Source organism: Bradyrhizobium sp. CCBAU 53421 (assembly GCF_015291625.1).
Taxonomy (GTDB): domain Bacteria; phylum Pseudomonadota; class Alphaproteobacteria; order Rhizobiales; family Xanthobacteraceae; genus Bradyrhizobium.
This window is the reverse complement of sequence record NZ_CP030047.1, coordinates 1,963,402-1,988,874: the sequence shown is the minus strand read 5'-3', so window position 1 is coordinate 1,988,874 and position 25,473 is coordinate 1,963,402. Positions and strand designations below refer to the sequence as shown.

The following is a 25,473-nucleotide window of genomic DNA, read 5'->3' as shown; positions in this document are numbered from 1 at the left end:
CCTCGGCTCAAGCACAGCTGTCTCTGGAATACTGGATCACCCGCTTTCGCGGGTGATGACACCGCGTTGCCTGAAATCTTGAAACGCACCCCATCCTCATCGTGGTCCCTGCGAAAAGAGACGACGTCGGCATTTGCCGAACCCCGCGACATTGCACCGCGAAGCTCGTTGCGGCGCAACAATCAAAATGAGACTGCCCGTTAAGCACCCAAGCGGCGACGACATCTGCGCCGCGCCTGCCTTCGGCTAGCTTTGCCGGCAACAACCGGACGCCCATCCGCCTTCGTCGGGCCATGTGGACGCCGGCGACAACACAGAGGGAGGAGAGCGATGTTGAAAGGCCGTTTGGGACTGATTGCGTTGAGCAGCCTGTTGCTTTCGGGCACGGCGTTCGCCCAGGAGAAGATCAAGGTCGGTGTCACCGCAACGCTCGAGGGCACCTATACGGTGCTCGGCGAGGACGGCATGCGCGGCCACCAGACCGCGCTCAACGTGCTCGGCAAGAAGATCGGCGACAAGGAGCTCGAATTCATCGTCGCCTCGACCGACGCGACGCCCGATTCCGCGGTGCGCGCGGTGCGTAAGCTGATCGAGCAAGACAAGGTGCAGATCCTGCTGTCGCCGCTGTCCGGCGACGAAGGCATCGCGGTGAAGAACTTTGCAAAAACCCATCCGGAGCTGACCTTCGTCAACGCCGCCTCCGGCGCGCAGGAGACGACCTATGTCGATCCGGCGCCGAACTTCTTCCGCTACAACATGGACGGCGCGCAGTGGCAGGTCGGCCTCGGCAAATACGCCTATGAGACCAAGGGCTATCGCAAGATCGCGACCGTCGGCGAGGACTACTCCTTCATCTATACCCAGGTGTTCGGCCTGGTGCTGGAATTCTGCGGCGCCGGCGGCCAGGTCACCAACCGGCAATGGGTGCCGCTCGGCACCAAGGACTTCGCCTCGGTGATCGCCGCGCTGCCCGACGATGTCGACGCGATCTATCTCGGCCTCGGCGGCGCCGACGCCGTCAACTTCCTCAACCAGTATCAGCAGGCCGGCGGCAAGGCGCATCTGATGGGCGGCTCGATCATGATCGACCAGACCATCCTGTCGTCGAAGGGCAGCGCCAAGAACGCGCTGATCGGCACCATCGCGGCGAGCGGCCAGGCCGATACCTGGGAGGATCCGGGCTGGCAGAAATTCGTGAAGGCCTATCAGGACTCGTTCCCGGAGAGCAAACGCTTCCCGAGCCCGTCGCTGCTCGCCACCAATTATTACGGCTCGACCATGGCGCTGATCCTGGCGCTGCGGCAGGTCAATGGCGATCTCTCCAACAATCAGGCCAAGCTGAAGGACGCGCTTGCCAAGATCGAGATCGACGCCCCGAACGGCAAGATCAAGCTCGACGCCAATCGCCAGGCCATCGGCACCAACTTCGTCACCGAGGTGGTCGATGACGGCAAGGGCGCGCTGTTCAGCAAGGTCGTGAAGGTGATCCCGAACGTCAACCAGACGTTGGGCTACGATCCGGCGGTGTTCGCCAAGATCGGCCTGCCGAGCCGCACGGTTCCGGAGTGCAAGAAGTACTGACGTATTTGTTGCAGTGCAGGCAGAACGGCCGCGACATGGCGCGCGGTTGCATCAGGAGCCCTGCTCGCCCTTGCTTTCCGCGGGCGGATGATGAACGCTTGTCGAAAAGACAAGAACATCCCGCGGGAGGGGAGGCATGAGCAGGGCGCTTGCCGTCTTCCACGGCCGGTTCGGTCGCGCGACGGTCTATCAGTTGAACCGCCCCTTCAACGTGCATGCGCACCGCGAAGGGCACCTGATCTTTCATGTCGGCGGCACGCCGGCGCAGATCGACGTCTCGGAGCAGCGGCTGCTGCTCAAGGACGACACCGTCGTTGCGGTCAATCCGTGGGAACCGCACAATTTCCTGCCGACCGACATGGACCACGGTGCGATCTTCTTCGTGCTCTACGTCAATGCCGAATGGTTTGCGCCGCAGCCCGCAAGCGCACAGGGCCTGCGGTTCGGCCGCACCTTCTTTCCGCGCACCGAGGCGCTCGACCGGCTGATCCGCCGCACCGCAGCACTGGTGTGCGGCGCGCCGTCGCTGCGCAGCCTCGACTGCGAGCTCAGGCAATTGATCGACTCCTGCTACGAGGAGAGCTGGCAGGCGGCGCAGGATGCGCGCGCCGCCGCCGCGGTGACCGATTTCCGGGTCCGCAAATCCATCAAGCTGATGTCGGAAAGCCCCGGCGCCGAGATCGAGCTCGACGCGATCGCGCGCGAAGCGGGCCTGTCGCGGCCGCATTTCTACCGGCTGTTCCGTACCCAGACCGGCGTCACCCCTCACCTCTACATGAATACGCTGATCATGGAGCAGGCGCTGGATGCGCTGGTGGCGACCGAAGCGCCGATCGCCGATATCGGCTTCGATCTCGGCTTCTCCTCGCAGAGCGGTTTCACCCGCTTCTTCGCCGCAAATGTCGGCATGGCCCCGACCGACTATCGCCGTGCCGCCAAGGTGTTGCGGCCGTAACGAAGGTTCCACCTGAAACGATAAAAGATACTCTCGATCAAATCCGACGCCTTCGCCCTCGGTAGGATATTGCACACGCGGCCCAGCAGACGGTCGCGACTACTGAGGGAACGCGACGGAGATGGCCAGGTTCATCGAACGCCATCCGGCCTGGGCGCTGATCGTGATCATCGCGGTCGCGGTGCTCGCGTGGCTGGTGTTCGCGATCTGGCCGCCGGGGCTGGAGGCCGCGATCGGCCGCAAGCGCGTGTTCCTCAACGCCGTGCTGAACGGCATCACGCTCGGCGGGCTGTATTTCCTGGTGGCCAGCGGCTTCACGCTGATCTTCGGCCTGATGCGCAACGTCAACCTCGCGCACGGCTCGCTCTATCTGTTCGGCGGCTATATCGGCTACGCCATCAGCGCCTGGACCGGGTCGTGGATCCTCTCCTTCATCGTCGCCTTCATCGCGGTGGCGATGGTCGGCGTGATCCTGCAACTCGCCGTGTTCCGTCGCATGGAGGGTCAGGACCTCAGGCAAACGATGGTGACGATCGGGCTCTCGATCGTGTTCGCCGATCTGATGCTCTGGGTGTTCGGCGGCGACTTCTACCAGGTCCAGACCCCGAGCTGGCTGATCGGCCCGGTACAGCTGCCGCTGCTCACCGCGATCAAATCATCGGGCGAGCCGGTCTATCTGCAATATCCGCTGGTGCGGCTCGTGATCTTCGCGGCCTCCGTCGTGATCGGCATCGCGATGTGGCTCGCGCTCAACCGCACGCGGATCGGCATGATCGTGCGCGCGGGGGTCGACGACCGCGACATCCTCGCCGCGACCGGGGTGCGGATCCAACTCGTGTTCGTGCTGGTGTTCGCGCTCGGCGCAGGCCTTGCCGGCATCGCCGGCGTCGTCGGCGGCACCTTCCAGTCGCTGTCGCCGGGCGAAGACACCCGCTTCCTGCTGGCCTCGCTCGTGGTCGTGATCGTCGGCGGCATGGGCTCGATCCCGGGCGCTGCGCTCGGTGCCGTCATCATCGGGCTCGCCGAGCAGCTCGGCTCGGTCTACATCCCGACCTACGCCATCGTCGTCACCTTCCTGATCATGGTGCTGGTGCTGGCGCTGCGGCCGCAGGGCCTGCTCGCGAGGCGATGAGATGTCGTTGCTGCAGAGCACCCAGTTCCGCCCCGATCCATCCGTCAGCCCGACCCGTCGCGCCCTGATCCGTGCCTGGCCCGAATTCCAGAATCCGGCGGCTTGGCTGGTCGCGCTGATCCTCGTGATCATGCCGCTGATCGCCAACGGCTTCTTCCTGATCGAGATCTTCGCCACCACGCTGATCCTCGGCATCATCGCGCTGAGCCTGATGTTCCTCGCCGGCTATGGCGGCATGGTCAGCCTGATGCAGCTGACGATCGCGGGCTTCGCCGGCTACATGGTCGCGGTGTTCGGCATGAGCGGCAATGCCAATATCAGCCTCGGCTGGCCGTGGTGGCTCGCAACCCCAATGGCGCTGGCGTTGGCGACGCTGTTCGGCACGCTCGGCGGCGCGCTCGCGGTACGCACCGAGGGCATCTACACCATCATGATCACGCTCGCGATCGGCGCGGCGTTCTACTACTTCACCAACCAGAACTGGGCGATCTTCAATGGCCATACCGGCATCAACACCGTGGCGACGCCGCATTTCTGGGGCGTCGACTGGCGCTCCGATATCGCCTTCTACTATGTGACGCTCGGCGTCGCCGCGATCTGCTACTTCGCCGTCCAGTATGTCTCGCGCGCGCCGTTCGGCCTCGCGCTGCAGGGCGTCCGCGACAACCCCCGCCGCATGGCGGCGCTCGGCTTCAATCCCAACGCCCACCGCATCGCGGCCTACGCCTTCGCCGCCTTCATAGCCGCGCTCGGCGGCGTACTGCAGGTCTGGAACTACCGGCAGATCTCGCCGGGCTCGGTCAGCGTCGGGGCCTGCATCGACGTCCTGATCATCGCCGTGGTCGGCGGCATCACGCGGCCGATCGGCCCGTTCATCGGCGCGCTGATCTTCGTGCTGCTGCGTACCTTCGCGCTCGACGTGTTGATCAAGCTCGGGCTCGACGGCAACCGCTTCCGGCTGCTGATCGGGCTCGGCTTCCTCGCCATCGTATTCTGGTCGTCCGACGGCGTGATCGGCCTCTGGGAACGCTGGCGGCGCCGCAGCGCATCCTCGACGCAACGTTCGGGCGGAGGCCGCCATGGATAGCGTCGCGCAGCGCCTGTCGGTGGTCGGCGCCGGCGCGGCGCTGGAGCTGCGCGGAGTGACGCGGCTGTTCGGCGCACTGGCGGCGCTGACCGACGTCACCATCACCGTGCGGCCGGGCGAGCGCCGCGCGGTGCTCGGCTCGAACGGCGCCGGCAAGACCACGCTGTTCAATTGCATCACCGGCGACTTCCCGCCCTCCTCCGGCACGATCCGCTTCTTCGGCGAGGACATCACCGAGTTCCCGCCGTATGAGCGCATCCGCCGGGGCTTGCGCCGCACCTATCAGATCTCGGCACTGTTCCCCGGCCTCACGGTGCAGGACAACGTCTACCTCGCCTGCCGCGGCGTCTCGCGCGGACGGTTCTCGTTCCTGCGCCCGGGGCAGAACGATGCGCTGATGCACGCGACCGAGACGCTGGTGCAGGCCGTGCATCTTGCCGGCGTGAAGGACCAGCGCGTCGCCGAGCTCGCGCACGGCCAGCAGCGCCAGCTCGAGATCGCGCTGGCGCTGGCCGGCGCGCCGCGCTTCATCCTGTTCGACGAGCCGGCGGCCGGGCTGTCGCCGACCGAGCGGCGCGAGCTGATCGAGATCCTGACCTCGCTGCCGGCCCATATCGGCTACATCATCATCGAGCACGACATGGACGTCGCACTGCGCGTCGTCGAGAGCGTGACGATGATGCACAACGGCCGCATCTTCAAGGAAGGCCTGCCGCGCGAGATCGAATCCGATCCCGAGGTGCAGGAGCTCTATCTCGGAGGCGGCCATGAATGACCGCCGGGCCGCGCCCGCACTCGAGGTGAAAGGTCTCGACGTCTATTACGGCCATTCGCATGCGCTGCAGGGCGTCGATCTCACGCTCGATAGCGGCGTGTTCTCGGTGGTGGGCCGCAACGGCATGGGCAAGACCACGCTGTGCAAGGCGATCATGGGCCTGGTGCGCGCCAGCGGCGGTTCGATCCGGATTCGCGGCGAGGAGGTCACGCGGCTGAACCCGGCGCGGATTGCCCGGCTCGGCGTCGGCTACGTGCCGCAAGGCCGGCGGCTGTGGCGCTCACTGACCGTCGACGAACATCTCGCGCTGGCCGGCGGCCTCCGCCGCGGCGCCTGGACCATCGAGCGCATCTACGACACCTTCCCGCGCCTCGCCGAGCGCAAGAACAATGGCGGTAACCAACTTTCCGGCGGCGAGCAGCAGATGCTCGCGATCTCGCGCGCCCTGTTGACCAATCCGCATCTGCTGATCATGGACGAGCCGACCGAGGGCCTTGCGCCCGTGATTGTCGCGCAAGTCGAGGACATGCTGCTGCGCCTCGGCGACGAAGCCGACATGTCCGTACTGGTCATCGAGCAGAATATCGGCGTGGCAACGGCGGTGTCGCGCAACGTCGCCATCATGGTCAACGGCCGCATCAACCGCATCATCGACTCCGCGCGCCTTGCGACCGACCGCGAGTTGCAGCAACGGTTGCTGGGTGTCGGCACCCACGGCTCGGACGAGACCGACGTCGAGGCGGCGCCGGCGAAAGCCGAAGCCGCCGGCACGCCGCAGCCGGAGCGCAAGGGCCCGGCTCGCATTTACGTCTCCAATCCCGTGCTGCCGACGCGCTGGTCGCAACCGGTACCGATCGCCCGCATCGAGGCCGCGGCGCGGACGCAATCCGCCGCCGTCACGCGTCTCGAGGAGACGACCCGCACGCGGCGCGAACCGGCGACCTCGAGGACATCGGGGCCTCCCGTCGTGCTGGTGGTCGGCACGCTCGACACCAAGGGCGCGGAGCTGCGATTCATCCGCGATATCATTGCGGGTAGCGGCTTGCGCACCCGGCTGGTCGACGTCTCGACCAGCGGCAAGGCGGCGAGCTGCGACGTCACCGCGCAGGAGATCGCGCTGAACCACGGCCGCGGCGGCTCCGGCGTGTTCGGCGCCGATCGCGGCGCCTCGGTGACCGCGATGGCGGAAGCGTTCGAGCGATGGCTGCGCCGCCAGGGTAACGTCGCCGGCATCATCTCCGCGGGCGGTTCGGGCGGCGCATCGCTGGTCGCGCCCGGCATGCGGGCGCTCCCGGTCGGCGTGCCCAAGCTGATCATCTCCTCGGTCGCGTCCGGCGACGTCGGGCCCTATGTCGGTCCGGCTGACATCACCATGATGTATTCGGTCACCGACGTGCAGGGCCTCAACTCGATCTCGCGCACCGTGCTCGGCAACGGCGCGCATGCGTTGGTCGGCATGGTCAAGGCGCGGCTCGCGGAACAGACCGACAGGCCGCGCGATACGGGCGCGCATCTTCCGGCCATCGGCATCACCATGTTCGGCGTCACCACGCCGGCCGTGCAGAAGATCGCGGCCGACCTTCGCGAGGATTTCGAGTGCCTCGTGTTCCACGCCACCGGCGTCGGCGGCCGCTCGATGGAGAAGCTGGTCGAGTCCGGGCAGCTCGCCGGCATCATCGACCTCACCACCACTGAAGTCTGTGATCTCCTGATGGGCGGCGTGTTCCCGGCGACCGATGACCGCTTCGGCGCCGTTATCCGCAGCCGCGTGCCCTATGTCGGCTCAGTCGGCGCGCTGGACATGGTGAACTTTGGCGCTCCCGACACGATTCCGGAACGCTACCGCCAACGCAAATTCCACGTCCACAATCCGCAGGTCACCCTGATGCGGACCACGCCGGAAGAGAACGAGCGCATCGGCCGCTGGATCGGCGAGCGCCTCAACCAGATGGATGGGCCGGTGCGTTTCTTCCTCGCCGAGGGCGGCGTCTCCGCACTCGATGCGCCCGGCCAGCCATTCTGGGACCCCGATGCCGACGCGGCGCTGTTCCGTGCACTGGAGCAAACCGTGCGCCAGACCGGCAACCGGCAGATCATCCGCATCAAGCGCAACATCAACGATTCCGAGTTCACCGCCGCCATCGTCAGCGCGTTCCGTCCATTGCTCGGACGCGCCGGTGGCCGGCGGAGAGTGGCGAGGTGACCCATGCCCAGGTTTGAACGCGCGGCGCTCTTGAAGAAGTTTCACGCCATGATCGCACGCGGCGAGCCGATCGTCGGCGGCGGCGCCGGCACCGGGCTGTCGGCGAAATGCGAGGAGGCCGGCGGCGTCGACCTGATCGTGATCTACAATTCCGGCCGCTACCGCATGGCCGGCCGCGGCTCGCTCGCCGGACTGATGCCCTATGGCGACGCCAATGCGATCGTCGTCGAGATGGCCGGCGAAGTGCTGCCGGTCGTAGCCAAGACGCCGGTGCTCGCCGGCGTCAACGGCACCGATCCGTTCCGCGACATGGACGTGTTCCTCGACCAGTTGAAAGCGCTCGGCTTTGCCGGCGTGCAGAACTTCCCGACCGTCGGCCTGATCGACGGCACCTTCCGCGCCAATCTCGAAGAGACCGGGATGTCCTACGCGCTCGAGATCGACATGATCGCGAAGGCCCATGACAAGAACATGCTGACCACGCCCTATGTGTTCAGCGAGCAGGAGGCGACCGCGATGGCGATCGCGGGCGCCGATATCATCGTCTGCCATATGGGGCTGACCACGGGCGGCACCATCGGCGCGCAGACTGCGCCAAAGCTTGCCGACTGCCCTGCCCGGATCGAGGCCTGGGCCGAGGCCGCGCTCAGCGTCAATTCGAACATCATCGTGCTCGCGCATGGCGGTCCGATCGCGGACCCCGAAGATGCCGATTTCATCATGAAGCAGACCCGCAACTGCCACGGCTTCTACGGCGCTTCCTCGATGGAGCGTCTGCCGGTCGAGCGGGCACTGACGGATCAGGTTCGCAAGTTCAAGGCGATCGGCGCGCGCTAACGCGCCGTGACCAAGGGAGGAAGAGATGTCGGGGATGCTGGTCGGTGAATTGATCCTCTGGCTCATCGTCGCAATCGTCGCGATCGTCATCATCGTCTACGTCGTGAACTGGCTGTATCACCGCTCGTCGAAGGAAGTCTCCTTCGTCCGCACCGGCTTTCTCGGCGAACGGGTGGTGATCAACGGCGGCGCCTTCGTGCTTCCGTTCATCCACGACTACACGCCTGTGAACATGAACGTGCTGCCGATGGGGATCGTTCGCTCCCGGCAAGACGCCGTGATCACCCGCGACCGCATGCGCGTCGACATCGAGGCCGATTTCTACGTCCGGGTCCAGCCGACCCGCGAGGCGGTCTCGATCGCTGCGGCCACGCTCGGCCGCCGCACCATGGAGTCGGAGCAGCTGCATACCCTGCTGTCCGGCAAGTTCATCTCCGCGATCCGCTCGGTCGCCTCGGAGATGACGATGGAGCAGATGCATGAGCAGCGCGGCGATTATGTCGCGCGCGTCAAGGCCAATGCCGCCGAGGCGCTCGCGCAGAACGGCCTCGAGCTCGAATCGGTCGCGATCACCGATCTCGACCAGACCGACCTCGAATACTTCAATCCCTCGAACCGCTTCGACGCCGAAGGCCTGACCCGCCTGATGGAAGACATCGAGGCCAAGCGCAAGCTGCGCAACGACATCGAGCAGGACTCGATGATCAAGATCCGCTCCCGCAATCTCGAAGCAGAGCGGCAGGCGCTGGAGATCGAGCGCGAGAGCGAGACCGCGCGCCTCGAGCAGGAACGCGATATCGAGATGCGCCGCGCCCTGCAGCGCACCGAAGTCGCCCGCGAGCGCGCTTTGCGCGAGACCGAGGCCGAGCAGGCCCAGATCACCGCGCGCGAAGCCATCGAAAAGGCCCGCATCGCTAATGAGCAGGCGATCACCGAAGCCCGGATTGCCTCCGAGCGCGAGACGCGGCATCGGGAGATCGAACGTACCCGCGCGGTCGAAGAGCGGGAACTGCTGGCGCGCGAGGAGATCGAGAAGGCCAGGATCGCCAACCAGCGCTCGGTCGACACCACGCGTATCGCTTCGGAGCGTGAGGTGCGCCAGCGCGAGATCGAGCGGATGCGCACCGTCGAGGAGGCCGAGATCGCAGCCCGCGAGGCGATCGAGAAGGCCCGCATCCAGCAGGACCGCGTCGTCACCGACGCCCGCATCGCCAATGAGGAAGAGACCCGCCGCCGCGAGATCGAGCGCACCCGCGCGGTCGAGGAAGCCGAGATCGCGGCCCGCGAGGCCACCGAGAAGGCGCGCATTGCCCAGACCATGACTGTCAATGTCGAGCGCATCTCCTCCGACGAGCGCACCCGCGCACTGGAGATCCAGCAGGTCCGCATCATCCAGGAAGCCGAGATCGAGGCCCAGAAGACGGTCGAGGCCGCCCGGATCATCAGAGAGAAGACGCTGGCCGCCGAACGCATCGCTGCCGATCACACCACACGCAAGCTCGAGATCGAGCGCAACCAGGCGATCGAAATCGCCGGGATCACCGCCCGCGACGCCACCGAGGCGTCGCGGATCGCGCAGGAGGAACATGTCCGCTCGCTCGAGATCGCACGCACCCGTGCGATCGAGGAAGCCGACATCGCCTCGCGCGAAGCGATCGAGGCGGCACGGATCTCGCAGGAGAAATCGGTCGCGGCGCAGCGCATCCGCGCCGAGCGCGAGACCCGCGGGCTCGAGATCGCGCGCACCGAGGCCATCGAGGCCGCCGAGCTGAAGCGCCGCGACGCCATCGAGCGGCAGCGGATCGATGTCGAGCTGGCGCTGGAAAGCGAGCGCATCGCTTCCTCCAGGACCCGCGAAGTGCTCAACATCGACCAGAAGCGGGCGATCGAGCTCGCCGACGAGGAGCGCGTGATCGCGCTCGCCGCCAAGCGCTCGGAGCGGATCGATGCCGACCGGCAGGTGAAGCAGGCCGAGATCGTGGCGCGCAAGGAGGTCGACACCACCGACGTCTCGCGCGAACAGGCGCTGGAAGCCGCGCGGATCGAGCGGCGCCGTGCGATCGAACAGCTCGAGGTCGCCCGCAACCAGTCGCTGCAGGAGGCGGAGATCGTCGCCCGCGAGGAGGTCGAGCGCGCCCGGATTGCCTCCGACCGTGGCCTCGATGAGGCCCGCATCGGCCGCGAGCGTGAGTTGCGCAAGCTCGAGGTTAACCGCGAGAAGGACGTCGAGACCGCGCTGATGGAGAAAGCCATCGCGCTGCATCAGAAATCGCTGGAAGAATCCGCTGCACGCGCCGCGGCCGAGGACGCCCGGATCCGCGCGACCGAAGCCGCCGAGCGCGTCGTCACCGCGCGTGAAAGCGAGATCGCAAAGCGGCGCAAGACCGTCGAGGTGCTACTCGCCGAGAAGCAGGCCGAGGAAACCAGGATCGCCGCGGAAGCGGAACGCGTCCGTGCCGCGGTCGAGGCCGAGGCCCAACGCCTGCTCAACGAGGCCGAGAACGTGCTGACCGACCAGGCGCGCTATTCGCTGTTCCGCCGCAAGCTGCTCGACCGGATCGAGGGCATCGTGCGCGAGAGTGTCAAGCCGATGGAGAAGATCGAGGGCATCCGCATCCTCCAGGTCGACGGCCTCAACGGCAACGGCCATGGCGGCGGCAACGGCCGCAGCGCCACCGACGAAGTGATCGATTCGGCGCTGCGCTACCGCGTGCAGGCGCCGCTGATCGACTCAATCCTGTCGGACATCGGCGTCGAGGGCGGCAGCCTCGCCAAAATGCCCGGCCTGATCCGCGAGGCCCGCGACATGCAGGGCATCAAGGATTCCGCACGGAAGAGCGGCGGTGACGCCAAACCGGCAGCGCCCGAGGGCGGCGGCGAGCCGCGCCCCGAACGCACGCCGCGCAAGAAGGACTGAGCTCGCAACATGGCACGGGTTTACGTCTCCACTGTCGTCAACGCCCGCAATGACCGGGTCTGGGCCCGCGTCCGCGATTTCAACGGGCTGCCGAACTGGCATCCCGCGATCGCGGAGAGTCGGATCGAGGGCGGCGAGCCCTCCGACAAGATCGGCTGCGTCAGGGATTTCCGGCTGCGCAACGGCGATCGGATCCGCGAGAAGCTGCTCGGGCTGTCCGACTACGACATGTTCTGCACCTACTCGATTCTGGAATCGCCGATGGGGGTCGAGAACTATGTCGCGACCCTGCGGCTGACGCCGGTCACCGACGGCGACCAGACCTTTATGGAGTGGACGGCCGAGTTCGACTGCGCGCCGGAGCGTGAGACGGAACTGGTCAACAATATCGGCGGCGGTGTGTTCCAGGGTGGATTCGACGCGCTGAAGCGGGCGTTCGGAGGATAGACCGTGCCGCATATCGTCAAGAGCACGATCCTGGATGCACCGACCGATGCGGTGTGGGCCGTGCTGCGCGATTTCAACGGCCATGACCGCTGGCACCCGGCGGTCGCGACCAGCGGCATCGAGCGGGCGCAGCCGTCCGACAAGATCGGCTGCGTCAGGCGCTTCAAGCTGAAGGACGGCGCCGAGCTGCGCGAGCAATTGCTGGCGCTATCCGATCTCGAACAGTCGTTCAGCTACTGCCTGCTCGATACGCCGATCCCGATGTTCAACTACGTGGCGCATGTCCGCCTGCTGCCGGTCACCGACGGCGACCGCACCTTCTGGCACTGGGAATCGCGCTTCACGACCCGGACCGAGGACAGGGACCGCATCACGCAGATGGTTTCGGAAGACATCTACCAGGCCGGCTTCGACGCCATCCGCCGGCATCTGAAGGAGGCCGCGTAAGCGGAGTAGGACAACATGCCAGTCACGGTGAAGACCTTCACCAGCACCCACGACGCCGCGGCGGCGCTGTCGTCGGATCGCAGCGCCCGCTATCTCGGCGGCGGCACGCTGGTGATGCGGGCGCTGAACGAGGGCGACATCTCGATCTCGACCGTGGTGCGCGCCAGCGACCAGGCGATGACAAGGATCGACGCGTCCGGCGCGCGGATCACGCTCGGCGCCGGCGTCACCTTCGCGCGCATCCTGGCCGAACGCGACCTCGGCTTCCTGCATGCCCCGGCCCGCTCGATCGGCGGACCCGCGGTGCGCAACATGGGCACGGTCGGCGGCAATCTGTTCGCGCCCGTGCCTTATGGCGATTTCGCGGTCGCTATGCTTGCGCTCGAAGCCGTCGTCTCGGTGCAGGGCGGCCTCGGCGGCCGCGACATTCCGATCGATGAGTTCCTGCAATCGCGCGACCGGCAGGCCGGCACGCTGGTGCTGGCGATCTCCTTCGCCAAGCCCGCCAGCGCGGACGCCTTCCGATACCGCAAGATCGCCCGGATCAAGCCCAAGGGCGGGGCGGTGATCACGCTCGCGGCGCATCTTCCGGTCAACGGCAGCCGCATCGTCGGCGCCCGCGTCGCGCTCGGCTCGATGGCGCCGACGCCGATCCGCGCCCGCGCCGCCGAGCGCGCGTTGGAAGGCCGCGCGCTCGATGCCTCCGCGATCAGCGCGGCCGCGGCCGCGGCCGTCGAAGGAACCTCGCCCGGCGACAATGCGCTCGCCAGCGCTTGGTATCGCCGCGAGATTGTCGGCGTCCATCTCAAGCGCCTGTTGTCCGGTCAGGAATAGACCATGGCCAAGACCCCTCTGCAATTCCGACACAACGGCCGCGACGTCGCGATCTTCGTCGACGGCGGCACCAATCTGCTGGTCGCGCTGCGTGAGCTGATCGGCGACATGACGCCGAAATTCGGCTGCGGTCAGGGCGGCTGCGGCACCTGCAGCGTGCTGATCGACGGCGAGCTGCACCTCTCCTGCCTGACGCTGGCCGAGACGGTCGTCGGCCGTTCGGTCGAGACGCTCGACGGCATCAAGGACGGTCCCAACCTGCACCCGCTGCAGCGCGCCTTCGCCGACAATTTCGCCGCGCAGTGCGGCTATTGCACGCCGGGCATGCTGATGGCCGCGAAGGCGCTGCTCGACCGCAATCCGCAGCCGAGCCGCGCCGAAATCGTCGAGGCAATCTCCGGCAACATCTGCCGCTGCACCGGCTATGAGCCGATCATCAACGCCGTGCTGGCTGCCGCATCCGGCGGCCGGGCGCGCGCGTAAGGGAACAGTGCCATGCTGGAATTGCGCAAGGACCTCTTCGCCGACGAACGCGACGACAACTTGAAGGAAATCGGCAAGGGCACGCAGCGCCAGGACATGCTCGGCCATGTCACCGGCACGTCGCCCTATTTCGACGACCACAAGCTGCAGGGCATGCTGCATCTGAAGGTGGTCCGCAGCGCCCATTCCCATGCGCGGCTGCGGCGCATCGATACCTCGGAGGCCGAGCGCTCGCAGGGGGTGCGGCGCGTGATCCGCGCCTCCGACGTGCCGCGCAATTTGAACACGCTGCTCAGCCTGATCAATTTCGGCAAGGACGACGAACCGTCGCTGGCGGTCGACAAGGTGCGCTACAAGGGCGAACCGATCGTCGCGATCGTCGCCGACAGCCCGCGCGAGGCGTTTGAGGCGATTGCCAAGGTCAAGATCGACTATGAGCCGTTGCCGGCGGTATTCGACGTCGAGGAAGCGCTGAAGCCCGGCGCGCCCGTCGTCAACGAGGTCTACCCCAAGAACACCTTCACCTATCACGAGACCTATGATCGCCAGCAGCTGCGCTTCGGCGATGCCGATCGCGCGCTCGCCACGGCCGACCATGTGCTGGAACAGCGCTACCAGATGTCGCCGATCGAGCACGCCCCGACCGAGACCAACGGCTCGATCGCAGCGCCCGACACCAACGGCCGCTACATCGTCTATACCTCGACACAGGCGCTGTTCTTCTCGGTCGACACCTGCGCAAAAATCCTCGACGTGCCCTCCAACACGTTCCATTTCATCGGCGGCACCGTCGGCGGCGGGTTCGGCGGCAAGGTCGATACGCTGACCGAGCCGCTCTGCATTCTCGGCGCGATGCTAACCGGACGCCCGGTGCGCTACGTGTTCGGGCGCGAGGAGGAGATGCAATACGGCCCGCCGCGCGGCGCCGAGCGCATCTACATCAAGGACGGCGTGATGCGCGACGGCCGCGTGGTCGCCCGCAAGGTCCGCGCCTATTTCGACAGCGGCGCCTATACGCGGCTGTCGAGCTATGCCGCGGTAAAATGCGCCGCGCATCTGCCCGGCCCCTACACGATCCCCAACGTTCATGGCGACGTCTACTGCGTCTTCACCAACCGGACGCCCGCCACCGCGATGCGTGGCTTCGGGGTCACGGCGATGGACTTCGCGATCGAATGCCAGATGGACAAGCTCGCCCATCTCGTCGGCATGGACCCGATGGAGTTCCGCATCCTCAATGCGTATCGCGACGGCGACATGAAGGCGCACCGCCGGGAGGCCAAGAACACGGCGCTGATCGAATGCGTGCAGGTCGCCGCGGAGAAGGCCAAATGGCCGCTCCGCGAGGAGTTCAAGCAGATGTCGTCACGCAAGGATGGCGGCGGCATCCGTGCCGCGGTGACACTGACGCCGCGCGAGACGCATGCGCCGCCCGCTGTACCATCCCAGCAGCGCACGACATATGACCGCGCGCCGGCGGCGAGCCGCGAGCCGCCACCACCACCTCCGCCAGCGGCGCCGCCCTCGCCGCCGCGACCGAGCGCGCCGTCGCACGGCGCCACCCGCTTCTCTTCCGTCTTCGGCACCAGGAGGCGCTGACCATGACAAGGCATCGCGGACGCGGCATCGCGTCGGTCAATTATCCCATCGGCATGAATCTCGGCGGCGACCCGAGCCAGGCGCTGGTGCATTCCAACCCCAGCGGCAAGTTCACCGTGGCACTGTCCTCGATCGATCTCGGCCAGGGCATGAAGTCGGTGACCCGGCAGATCTGCGCCGAGACGCTCGGCGTGCCGGTCGACGACGTCTATGTCGATACCGCCGATTCCGACACCGGCCCGCATTGCATGGGCTCGTTCGCCTCGCGCGGCACGCATCGGGTCGGCAACGCGGTGATGGCCGCGGCGCGGGAAGCCCGCGGCGTGATGATGGAGGCGGCGGCCGAGGAGCTCGAGGCGAACGCCGCTGATCTCGAGACCGACGGCCGCGGCAACATCCACGTCAAGGGCGCGCCGCACCGCTCGATCTCGACCAAGGACGTCGCGATCGCGGCGCAGTTCAAGCAGGGCAAGACGATCTCCGGACGTGGCATCTTCCTGGTGCCGCTGTCCGACGTCGACCCTGAGACCGGCGAGATGTCGCCGGCGACATGTTATGCGCATGCCTGCCTGGTCGCCGAGGTCGAGGTCGACGACGAGACCGGCGAGGTCGACATGGTCAGGATGGACTCCGCCTATGAACTCGGCCGCGCGCTCAATCCGCGGCTGGTCGAGCAGCAGCTGGTCGGCGGCGCCTGGATGGGCGTCAGCCACGCGCTCTATGAGACGCCGGAGCCGTATTATCCGGTGCCGGTGCATGGCCCGCGCGATTTCGTCGAGTATCTGATGCCGGGACCGGGCGATATCTGCCCGCACGACATCGCGGTGCTGGAACGCCCCGCACCCGATGGCCCGTTCGGCGCCAAGGGGCCAGGCGAGATGTGCGCCAATCCGGTGCTGCCTGCCGTTGCGAACGCGATCTTCAATGCGGTCGGGGTACGGATCGACGATTTGCCGATCACGCCGGAGAAGGTGCTGCGCGCGATCAAGGCGCAGGGCGGCGCACGGCCGCAACCGCGGCGCTGAGGTCGGCATGCCGGTCCGCAGCAACATCGTCGGCATCGACAGCCCCGAGGCGCTGGAGAAGGCACTGCGTGCGGCCTATTACCTTGCCGACGACGGCATCGCGACCGCCTCCTATCTCTCGCTCGCGCTCGGCAAGCCGCTGCTGCTCGAGGGCGCGCCGGGTGTCGGCAAGACCGAGGCTGCGAAAGCGATCGCCGCGGTGCTCGGCCGCAAGCTGATCCGGCTGCAATGCTATGAGGGCATCGACGCCGCCGCCGCGCTCTACGAGTGGAATTATCCGCGCCAGATGCTCGCGATCCGGCAGGCCGGCGAAGAGAGCATCGACATCTACGGCGAGTCGTTCCTGATCGAGCGCCCGATGCTCGCCGCGTTGCGCGCGCCGGACGCGACGGTGCTGCTGATCGACGAAATCGACCGCGCCGACCAGGAGTTCGAGGCGTTCCTGCTCGAATTCCTCTCCGACTTCCAGATCTCGATCCCCGAGCGCGGCACCATCCGCGCCGCCGAGCATCCCGTCGTGGTGCTGACCTCGAACCGGACGCGCGACCTGCACGAGGCGTTGCGACGGCGCTGCGTCTATCACTGGATCGATTATCCGAACGCCGAGCGCGAGGCGCGGATCGTGATGATGCGCGCGTCCAGCGTCGCCGAAGCGACTGCCCGTGCCGTCGTCGCCGCCGTCGGCCGGCTGCGCCGCGAGCCCCTGAGCAAGGCACCGGGCATTGCCGAGGCGGTCGACTGGGCCGAGGCCGCGACCCTGCTCAACAAGGGCGGCGCGCGCTGGCCGGACGCGTTCAAGCGCTCGATCGGCGTCGCGCTGAAGGACGAGGAGGACCTGCATTTCATCTCGCCGCGGCTCGACGCGATCATCGCGGAGGCTGCCGCGTGAGCGACGATCTCAAGCTGCCGCGCGCCGCGCGGATCTTCGTCACCTTTGTCGCGCTGTTGCGCGCCAACGGCTTCTCGGTCGCGCCGGAGCAGACGACGAGCTTCCTCGCCGCGATCGAGCTGCTCGGGCCACGCAGCCTTGAGCACATCCGCCAGGCCGGTCTCGCGACATTGGCGCCGCCGCCGGAGCGCCGCGCGACATATGACCGGCTGTTCGACATCCACTTCCGCGGCGCCGAGGCGATCGAACAGGCTGAGGGCGAGGACGAGGAGACCGTTCGGCTGCAGGAGGAAGGCCGCGGCGAGGACGAGCCGCCGCTCGCCGACGAGGCCAACGAATCCGGTCTCGCGGCGGCGCGCGCCGAGGCGCTGGTCGAGCGCCGCTTTGCGCAAGTCCCGACCAGCGATCCGCTGCGCCAATTGTCGCGTGAGGCGGCACGGCGATTGCCGCGGCGGCGTGGCCACCGGCGACGCCGTGCGCGCTCTGGTCCATTCGCCGACCTCCGCCGCACTTTGCGTGACAGCGTGCGCAATGACGGCGAGGTGCTGCGGCTCGGCCGGATGCGCCGCCGCCAGCGGCCGCGCAAGATGCTGCTCCTGATCGACGTCTCCGGCTCGATGAAGGCGCGCACCGAGGAGAATATGCGGCTGGCGCATGCGCTGGTGCAGGCGGCCGGCAATGTCGAGGTCTTCACCTTCGGCACGAGGCTTACCCGCGTCACCCCGGCGCTGCGGCTGAAGCGCCGCGAGCAGGCGCTGAGTGCGGCATCCTTCCTGGTCAGCGACTGGGACGGCGGCACCCGCATCGGCGACGCGCTGCAGGCCTTCCTCGCGGTACCGCGGTTCGGCGGATATGCCCGCGGCGCCGCCGTCGTGATCGTCTCGGATGGTCTGGAGCGCGGCGATCCGGCCGCGCTGCGCGATGCGGTCGCAAAACTGTCGCGGCGGGCCTGGCGGGTGAGCTGGCTGACACCGCTCGCGACCGCGCCCGGCTTCAAGCCGCAAACCGAGGCGCTGATCGCGATCCAGCGCTTCGTCGATGATCTCGTGGACGGCGGATCGAGCGCGGCAGTGGTCGCGCATCTGCTGTCGCTTGCGACAAGGAGAGCTGCGTGACTGGTATCGTCGACGGACATCATCACATCTGGCGTCAGGCCGATCTCGCCTGGCTGTCCGGCCCGATGCAGCCGCGCATCTTCGGCCCCTATGAGCCGATCCGGCGCGACTATCCGATCGAGGAGTATCTCGACGACCTCAAGGGCACGGGCGTCACCCGATCAGTCTATGTCCAGACCAACTGGCCGAACGGCCAGTTCGAGGATGAGGCCGCCTGGGTGCAGCAGACCGCCGACGCGCACGGCTGGCCGCACGCCCTCGTCGCCTATGCCGATTTTTCCGCCGACGACGTCCGGCCGCAGCTCGACCGATTAAAGCACTACCCGCTGGTGCGTGGCGTGCGCATGCAGCTGCACTGGCACGACAACCCGCTCTACCGCTTCGCGGCCCGGCCCGATCTCTGCACCGATCCCGTGATCCGGCGCAATGTCGGCCACCTCGTCGACTATGGCTGGAGTTTCGACCTGCAGGTGTTTGCGCCGCAGATGACCGACGCCGCCGGTCTTGCGGAGTCCTGCCCCGGCGTGACCTTCATCCTCCAGCATGCCGGCATGCTGGAGGATCTGTCGCCGCAAGGCCGCGCCGCCTGGCGCGCCGGCATGGCGCGGCTCGCGCAATGCCCGAACGTGGTGTCCAAGCTATCGGGGCTCGGCACCTTCATCCATCGCAACGATGCCGCGCATATCGCCGGCGTCGTAATCGACACCGTCGCGATCTTCGGCGCGGAGCGCTGCCTGTTCGGCTCGAACTTTCCGATCGAGAAGCTGTGGACCAGCTACCGCGATCTCGTCGACGCCTTCAAGGCGGCAGCCGAACGGCTCAGCCGCGAGCAGCGCGAGGCGATCTTCAGCACCACGGCGGCGCGGGTCTATCGGCTGGGGCCCTAGGCGCGTTGCGGACACAGAACACGATACGAACAGGAATTGGGAGGGAGAGCAATGCCGTTGGAGATCAAGATCCTGGACTATGGCGATATCGAGCTGGAATCGAGTTTCCTCGTCCTCGGGCACAATTGCGGCCGCACCCGCCGCGTGCTGACGCTCGGCTTCCTGATCCTCGGCGGCCCCTACCCCGTGCTGGTCGATACCGGCTACCGATCCAACCAGATCATGGAGACGCTCGGCATGCGCGGCCTCCAGTACCACGAGAACATGATCGAGAACCAGCTGGCCCGCCACGGCGTGCGGATGGGCGACGTCCGCTTCGTTTGCCACACCCATCTGCACATCGACCATGCCGGCAAGGACGACCTGTTCCCGATGAACACGACCGTTGTGCTGAACCGCAAGGAGCTGGAATACTCCGTCTCCGGCCTGATGCATCCGCAATATCCCGCACCCGACATCAAGCACCTGATCGACCGCCTGCACACCAAGAGCGCGCTGCGCCTCCTCGACCTCGAGATTACCGGCCCGGTCGAGTTGATGCCGGGCGTCTATTGCGATGCCGCCAACGCCCATACCGAGGGCTCGATGAACATTCACGTCCACACCGCCGACGGCATCGCCACGATCTGCGGCGACGTGATCTATGATTTCAACGACCAGATCGTGAATCCCTTTAACGAAATCCACGACGCCGAGCCGCGCACCACGGGCAACCACGGCACCAGCAAGCGCGCCGAGAAGGCCTCGATCAAGAAGCTCCTGAACAATTCGCGTTATCTGCTGCCGGTGCATGATCGTCCCGCGAAGATCGAGGGCGGCGTGGTGGTCGGGCGGCTGCACGACCAGGTGCCGGGCCCGATCGTGCAGAGCCTGCCACAGCGCAACTGGTTCCCGGCGTAGATGCGGAGGCTTGATGCGATGACGCATGTCACGCTGCGCGGCGAGTTCGAGGACCTGATCGACCCCTACGCGCCGGTCGGCCAGGTCGGTACCGGCTTCGACTTCACGGAAGGACCGATCTGGCATCCGGTCGATCACTTCCTGCTGTTCTCCGACATGCCGGGCGACGTGCGCCGGCGCTGGGATGCACGGCGCGGCGTGGTCGAGGTCAAGCGCCCGTCGAACAAGTGCAACGGCATGACCTATGACGCCGACCTCAATTTGATCGTCTGCGAGCACGCGACGTCCTCGCTGATCCGTGAGCGACCCGACGGGCGGCGCGAGGTGCTGGCGTCGCATTACGAGAACCAGGAGCTCAACAGCCCGAACGACGTCTGCGTTCATTCGAGCGGCGCGATCTATTTCTCCGATCCCTGGTACGGCCGTATGCCGGTCTATGGTGTCGAGCGGCCACGCCAGCTCGGCTTCCAGGGCGTCTACCGGGTGTCGCCCGGCGGCGGCGGACCGAAGTTGCTGGTCGACCGCTATTTGTTCGAGCAACCGAACGGGCTGTGTTTCTCGCCCGACGAGCGCATCCTCTATGTCAACGACACCGTGCAGGCGCTGATCCGTGCCTTCGATGTCGGCGCCGACGGCACGCTCGGCAATCCGCGCGTGTTCGCAAGCGGCATCCGCTCCGAGCTCGAGCCCGGCGTCCCCGACGGCATGAAGTGCGACCAGCGCGGCAATGTCTGGGTCACCGCGCCCGGCGGCGTCTGGGTCTATTCGCCCGACGGCAATCTGCTCGGCAAGGTCCGCCTGCCCGAGCTCGTCGCCAACCTCGCCTGGGGCGGCGCCGACTTCCGCACGCTTTACCTTGCCGCGACCCATTCGGTCTACGCGATCCCGACGAAGGTCGGGCCGCGCCATGAACCCTATATGAGCGGCAAGCGCGGCGGCGCCGCCGCCGCACCGACCTCCGCGCCCGCACCCAATCTCGCTGCCGGCGAGATGCGGATCGATCCGCAGCGTTGCGCGATGATCATCCAGGACATGCAGAACGACGTCATCATGGACGGCGGCGCGTTCGCCGAGTCCGGCGCGCCCGCGCATGCCCGCCAGCAGCATGTCGTCGAGAATGTCCGCCGCGTCGCCGAGGCCGCGCGGGCGCGCGGCGTCGCCATCATCCATGTCTGGTTCGTGGTCGAGCCGGGCGCGCCCGGCGTGACACTGAATGCACCGCTGTTCGAGGGGTTGGTCGACAGCAAGGCGATGGTGCGCGGCAGCTGGGGGGCGGCGCCGGTCTCCGGGCTCGAGCCGCGTCCGGGCGACTTCGTGGTCGAGAAGATGCGGATGAGCGCCTGGGAAGGTACGCGGCTCGAAACCATCCTGAAAGCAACCGGCCGCGACATGATCATCAACACCGGGGCCTGGACCAACATGTCGGTCGAGCACACTGCCCGCACCGGTGCCGACAAGGGCTACTTCATGATCGTGCCGGAGGATTGCTGCTCGACCATGAATGCCGATTGGCACAACGCCGCGATCAACTTCGCACTCCAGAACGTCTCCGTCGTGACCAACGCCGACACTGTCATCAAGGCGCTGGGCTGAGGAGGCGCGGTGCCGAAGCTGCTCCATCTTAGCTGCTCTCCCCGCGCCGATTCGACATCGGCGGCCGGCGCGCGCGTCTTTCTCGATCGCTTCCGCGAGGTGCGGCCGGACTGGGAGATCGACGCGATGAACCTCTGGCGCGAGCCGTTGCCGGAGTTCGAGGGCTATCTGCTCGAGGCGAAATACGCCCGGATCGGCGGCAAGGCTTTCACCAATTCGCAGCAAGACGCCTTTGCCGTCGCCGAGCGCCTGGCGCTGCGGCTGTCGCTGGCCGACCGCGTGCTGATCTCGACCCCGATGTGGAATTTTTCCATTCCCTACAAGCTCAAGCAGTGGCTCGACGTCATCATCCAGCCCGGGCTGACCTTCCGCTTCGATCCGGCGCTGGGCTATCTGCCGCTGCTCAAGGACCGCCCGACAGTCGCGATCATCGCCAGCGGCAGCGACTTCGTCACCGGCATGAACCGCGGCCGCATCGATATGGCGACGCCCTATCTGCGCGAGGCGCTGCGCTTCATCGGCATCAGTGACGTCCGCTTCGCGCCGATCGGCCCGACCACCGGGCCTGCGGAGCCGATCCGCGCGGCCCGCGAAGCCGCGCACCGCCGGCTCGCGGAGATGGCGGGGCGGTTTTGAGCTGCTCTCACCACACCGTCGTCCCTGCGAAAGCAGGGACCCATAACCACAGGGCCGTGTTGTTGAAGCGAGCTGTAGCCCCAGTTCAGCAGAACAATTCGCATTGGTGGTTATGGGTCCCGGGCCGCGCTTCGCTTGCCCGGGACGACACCAATTTTGTTGCACGGAAGGCGGACATACATCCGCATTCTCGCGACAGCGCTGACACTCCCTACGTTTCCGTCGGCGGGAACACGAGCCTGCACAACAAACCCGGAGCGTTATCGCGCAATTCGATCTTTGCGCCGTGCAGGCTCGCGACCGCGGCGACCAGGCTGAGGCCGAGGCCGTTGCCCGGCGTGTAGCGGCTCTGCTCGAGCCGGTAGAACCGCTTGAAGACGCGGTCATGCTGCTCGGCGGGAATGCCGGGACCGTTATCAGCGACCGAAATCACCGGCCCGCCCTCGTCATTTTCGCAGGTCACAGTCACCCGTCCGCCTGGACGGCCATGCTTGATGGCGTTGTCGACGAGATTGGCGATGGCGTCGAACAAAAGGTCGCGATCGCCGGTGACCAGCACCGCCGGATCGCCGGCAAGGTCGAGATGGGTGGTGACCTCTTCGGCGGCGGCATCGTAGAGCTCGACCACCTCGCCCGCGATCTCGACCAGGTTGACGGTGCGGAACGCGCCCTTGCGGGCCCGAGTCTCGATCTCGGAAATCCGCGTGATCGATGCGAACATGCCGAGCACCGCGTCGAGATCGGCAATGGTGTCGCCGATCAGCGCCGCATCGCCCTCGCCGTTGCGCGGGGCGTGATAGGCCTTCTCGAGCCGGCCGCGCATCCGGGTCAACGGCGTGCGCAGGTCGTGGGCGATATTCTCGCTGACTTGCTTGACGTCGCCCATCAGGGTCTGGATGCGATCCAGCATCAGATTGAGATTCTCGGCAACGCGATCCCATTCGTCATGACTGCCATGGAGCGGGATGCGCTGGTCGAGGCCAGAGAGCATGATCGCGCGACTGGTCGCGTTGATCGACTCGATCCGGCCCACGGTTCGCCTTGTGACCCCGATGCTGGCGGCGGCCGCAAGCCCAATGATCAGCACGACGACCGCGATACCCGCAGCCCTGATCTGCGCCATGAAGCCGTCGAGATCGCTGATGTCGCGGCCGACCAGCAGCCGATCACCGCCTGGCAAGGTTTTCGTCACGGCGCGCACCAGTGCGGTTCCCGACGCGAGCTGCGGCAGCGGGGTCCGGAATTCCGTCCATCCATCTCCAACGGCGTCTGCCGGCCATTGCTTGAGATTTCCCGCCAGCACCGCGGAGCCGGGCCCGACCAGCAGATAAACCTGATCGGCAAGACCCTTGTTCGCGATGCGTTGCGCGATCAACGCGGTCAGGCCATCGCGGCCGGATCGCGCATAGGCGTCGTCGAGGCTCGCCTGCTCGGTCATGATGGCGCGGTCGGACCTGTCGCGTACATAGGACAGCGTCGACCAGTAGACATAGGCGAAGATCACAGACACGATGAGGCCGAACATACCGATGGCGATCAACGCCAGGCGGAACGTCGACGACTTCAGGGTCTTAGCCAGGAGCACGGAGGCAGTACCCGATGCCGCGGATCGTGTGGATCAGCGGATAGGCTTGCTGGTCGTCGACCTTGCGGCGCACCCGGCCGACATAGACGTCGATGATGTTGGTCGAGGGATCGAAGTGCAGATCCCACACGTGCTGCAACAGCATGGCGCGCGACACCACGCGGCCTTCGTTGCGCGCGAGATATTCGAGCAGCTGGAATTCCTTCGGCAGCAGCGGAATCTTGCGGCCGCGGCGGCTGGCCGTCCGCGCGATCAGGTCGACCGCGAGATCGCCGACCCGCAAGATGGTCTCCTTGGCAACGGTCTCGCTGCGGCGGCCAAGCGCCTCCAGCCGCGCCAGCAGCTCGACAAACGAGAACGGCTTGACCAGATAGTCGTCGCCGCCGGCGCGCAAGCCGCGCACGCGATCGTCGACCTCGCCGAGCGCGCTGATGATCAGGAACGGCACCGCGATGCCGTCGTCGCGCATCTGGCGCATCACCGTGATGCCGTCGATGTCGGGCAGCATGCGATCGATAGTGATCACGGCATAATCGCGTGCCGCCCCCTGGCTCAGCGCCTCGCGGCCGTTCGCAGCCAGATCCACGTCATAGCCGCTGGTGGTGAGCTCCTCGACGAGCTGACCCGCGGTCTCCGGATCGTCCTCGACGACAAGAATGCGGCGGTGAGCTCCGGTCATCTTCTTGAACTCTCCGAGCTGTCTTGAACTCACCGAGTTCTCAAGCTCTCCGAGCGCCCCGCAACGGTCGCCGCCAGACTATCCCATTCCGGGGCTGGATGGAACGCCTGGCGACGACCGCGACAACGGTGCGGTTGGTTGGGTGATCACCAATAGTCCCCGCACACATTGACCCATTGCAGCCCGTACGACGTCCATACCCTGCGGTAGCAGCCGTTGTAGTAATCGGCATAGACGTAGGGACCGCCGAAGAAGGCGAAGCGATGGAAGCGGTGGTGGTGGAAGAAGCCGCCATGATGGAAGAAGCGCGAGCCGTGGAATCCGGCGCCGGCAAACCGCGGGCCAAATGCCGGTGCACCTGCGAAGCGCGCGCCGCCAAAATGCCCACCGGCAAAATGCCCGCCGCCGCCCATCGCGGCGAACGCCATTCCGCCTCCATGCATGCCGCCGAAGCCGCCGCCATGCATACCGCCGCCCATGGCACCAGCAAAGCCACCGCCATGGCCGCCACCGAAGCCACCGCCGCCATGTCCGCCACCACCACCGCCGCCGCCTCTGGCGAGGGCAGCGGGTGCAAGCGCAACGCTGACCGCGAGCGTCGCTGCCGTGAGACACGTGACAAGCCTGTTCTTCATGAAATCCTCCCTGATTGGGACCGCGGCGAACCTCGTGTCGCCGCATGCAGAGGATGACCAGAAGACGCAAGCAGGCGGCCGACTTCAACTGACAAATGCGCCAGATTCTGACACCGGATTTAGGGTTGGCGAACACACCGGCACGCGCTGCAAAGGCTGGATCGCGCGCCCTGACGGCGCTGGCCGAGATCGACGGACATTTGGCTGGAATCAGCGGGTAGCGCGCGTTGAA

The 25,473-nt window shown here is 66.7% G+C and carries 22 protein-coding genes and 1 pseudogene; 20 read left to right on the top strand and 3 right to left on the bottom strand.

Annotated features, from left to right (window positions below; translation table 11 throughout):
- Window positions 1-330 precede the first annotated feature (330 nt).
- The 20 genes from XH92_RS09400 (at window position 331) to XH92_RS09305 (ending at window position 22,342) form a co-directional block, all read left to right on the top strand.
- The gene (locus XH92_RS09400) at window positions 331-1,581 is read left to right on the top strand and encodes an ABC transporter substrate-binding protein (protein ID WP_194458964.1); all 1,251 of its coding nucleotides are present in this window, start codon (window positions 331-333) and stop codon (window positions 1,579-1,581) included.
- Between the two features lie 136 nt (window positions 1,582-1,717).
- Entirely contained in the window at window positions 1,718-2,536 is an 819-nt protein-coding gene (locus tag XH92_RS09395) for a helix-turn-helix transcriptional regulator (RefSeq protein WP_194458963.1), read from the top strand.
- Between the two features lie 121 nt (window positions 2,537-2,657).
- The gene (locus XH92_RS09390; protein ID WP_194458962.1) at window positions 2,658-3,668 is read left to right on the top strand and encodes a branched-chain amino acid ABC transporter permease; all 1,011 of its coding nucleotides are present in this window, start codon (window positions 2,658-2,660) and stop codon (window positions 3,666-3,668) included.
- A gap of 1 nt (window position 3,669) precedes the next feature.
- On the top strand, window positions 3,670-4,755 hold the full coding sequence (locus XH92_RS09385; RefSeq protein WP_194458961.1) for a branched-chain amino acid ABC transporter permease: 1,086 nt from the start codon (window positions 3,670-3,672) through the stop codon (window positions 4,753-4,755).
- Window positions 4,748-5,530 carry an ABC transporter ATP-binding protein gene (locus XH92_RS09380; RefSeq protein WP_194458960.1) on the top strand — a complete coding sequence of 261 codons (783 nt, stop codon included), beginning with the start codon at window positions 4,748-4,750 and terminating at the stop codon, window positions 5,528-5,530. The genes XH92_RS09385 and XH92_RS09380 overlap by 8 nt, the downstream gene beginning before the upstream one ends.
- Window positions 5,523-7,733 carry an ABC transporter permease gene (locus XH92_RS09375; protein ID WP_194458959.1) on the top strand — a complete coding sequence of 737 codons (2,211 nt, stop codon included), beginning with the start codon at window positions 5,523-5,525 and terminating at the stop codon, window positions 7,731-7,733. Before XH92_RS09380 ends, XH92_RS09375 begins: the two co-directional genes overlap by 8 nt.
- Window positions 7,734-7,736: 3 nt before the next feature.
- Entirely contained in the window at window positions 7,737-8,570 is an 834-nt protein-coding gene (locus tag XH92_RS09370; RefSeq protein WP_194458958.1) for a phosphoenolpyruvate hydrolase family protein, read from the top strand.
- Window positions 8,571-8,595: 25 nt separating this feature from the next.
- Window positions 8,596-11,487, top strand: coding sequence for a flotillin family protein (locus XH92_RS09365; protein WP_194458957.1), 2,892 nt, complete (start codon window positions 8,596-8,598; stop codon window positions 11,485-11,487).
- A gap of 9 nt (window positions 11,488-11,496) precedes the next feature.
- The gene (locus tag XH92_RS09360; protein WP_194458956.1) at window positions 11,497-11,934 is read left to right on the top strand and encodes an SRPBCC family protein; all 438 of its coding nucleotides are present in this window, start codon (window positions 11,497-11,499) and stop codon (window positions 11,932-11,934) included.
- Window positions 11,935-11,937: 3 nt separating this feature from the next.
- Window positions 11,938-12,381 carry an SRPBCC family protein gene (locus XH92_RS09355; RefSeq protein ID WP_194458955.1) on the top strand — a complete coding sequence of 148 codons (444 nt, stop codon included), beginning with the start codon at window positions 11,938-11,940 and terminating at the stop codon, window positions 12,379-12,381.
- A 15-nt stretch (window positions 12,382-12,396) separates the two neighbouring features.
- Window positions 12,397-13,215 carry a xanthine dehydrogenase family protein subunit M gene (locus XH92_RS09350; RefSeq protein WP_194458954.1) on the top strand — a complete coding sequence of 273 codons (819 nt, stop codon included), beginning with the start codon at window positions 12,397-12,399 and terminating at the stop codon, window positions 13,213-13,215.
- 3 nt (window positions 13,216-13,218) lie between these two features.
- Window positions 13,219-13,698, top strand: a complete 480-nt coding sequence (locus XH92_RS09345; RefSeq protein WP_194458953.1) for a (2Fe-2S)-binding protein — start codon at window positions 13,219-13,221, stop codon at window positions 13,696-13,698.
- A gap of 12 nt (window positions 13,699-13,710) precedes the next feature.
- Entirely contained in the window at window positions 13,711-15,297 is a 1,587-nt protein-coding gene (locus XH92_RS09340; protein WP_194458952.1) for a xanthine dehydrogenase family protein molybdopterin-binding subunit, read from the top strand.
- A 2-nt stretch (window positions 15,298-15,299) separates the two neighbouring features.
- Window positions 15,300-16,322 (top strand): xanthine dehydrogenase family protein molybdopterin-binding subunit, encoded by a 1,023-nt coding sequence (locus XH92_RS09335; RefSeq protein WP_194458951.1) that lies wholly within the window; start codon window positions 15,300-15,302, stop codon window positions 16,320-16,322.
- A gap of 7 nt (window positions 16,323-16,329) precedes the next feature.
- Window positions 16,330-17,211 carry a MoxR family ATPase gene (locus XH92_RS09330; protein WP_163151623.1) on the top strand — a complete coding sequence of 294 codons (882 nt, stop codon included), beginning with the start codon at window positions 16,330-16,332 and terminating at the stop codon, window positions 17,209-17,211.
- Window positions 17,208-18,326: a VWA domain-containing protein gene (locus XH92_RS09325; protein WP_194458950.1), complete on the top strand. Its 1,119-nt coding sequence runs from the start codon at window positions 17,208-17,210 to the stop codon at window positions 18,324-18,326. Before XH92_RS09330 ends, XH92_RS09325 begins: the two co-directional genes overlap by 4 nt.
- Window positions 18,323-19,213, top strand: a complete 891-nt coding sequence (locus XH92_RS09320; RefSeq protein WP_194458949.1) for an amidohydrolase — start codon at window positions 18,323-18,325, stop codon at window positions 19,211-19,213. Before XH92_RS09325 ends, XH92_RS09320 begins: the two co-directional genes overlap by 4 nt.
- A gap of 51 nt (window positions 19,214-19,264) precedes the next feature.
- Window positions 19,265-20,113: an MBL fold metallo-hydrolase gene (locus XH92_RS09315; RefSeq protein ID WP_194458948.1), complete on the top strand. Its 849-nt coding sequence runs from the start codon at window positions 19,265-19,267 to the stop codon at window positions 20,111-20,113.
- Between the two features lie 18 nt (window positions 20,114-20,131).
- Window positions 20,132-21,706, top strand: coding sequence for an isochorismatase family protein (locus XH92_RS09310; RefSeq protein ID WP_194458947.1), 1,575 nt, complete (start codon window positions 20,132-20,134; stop codon window positions 21,704-21,706).
- A gap of 9 nt (window positions 21,707-21,715) precedes the next feature.
- Window positions 21,716-22,342, top strand: a complete 627-nt coding sequence (locus XH92_RS09305; protein WP_194458946.1) for an FMN-dependent NADH-azoreductase — start codon at window positions 21,716-21,718, stop codon at window positions 22,340-22,342.
- A 211-nt stretch (window positions 22,343-22,553) separates the two neighbouring features.
- Here XH92_RS09305 and XH92_RS09300 read toward each other — a convergent pair.
- The 3 genes and pseudogenes from XH92_RS09300 to XH92_RS09290 form a co-directional block, all read right to left on the bottom strand.
- Window positions 22,554-23,489, bottom strand: a pseudogene (locus XH92_RS09300) (sensor histidine kinase); the annotation flags it as partial.
- A 424-nt stretch (window positions 23,490-23,913) separates the two neighbouring features.
- A complete protein-coding gene (locus tag XH92_RS09295; protein WP_021075850.1) occupies window positions 23,914-24,606 on the bottom strand; it encodes a response regulator transcription factor in 693 nt (230 codons plus the stop codon).
- Window positions 24,607-24,752: 146 nt separating this feature from the next.
- Complete coding sequence (locus tag XH92_RS09290) at window positions 24,753-25,241, bottom strand: hypothetical protein (RefSeq protein WP_194458944.1); 489 nt, start codon at window positions 25,239-25,241, stop codon at window positions 24,753-24,755.
- Window positions 25,242-25,473: the final 232 nt, after the last annotated feature.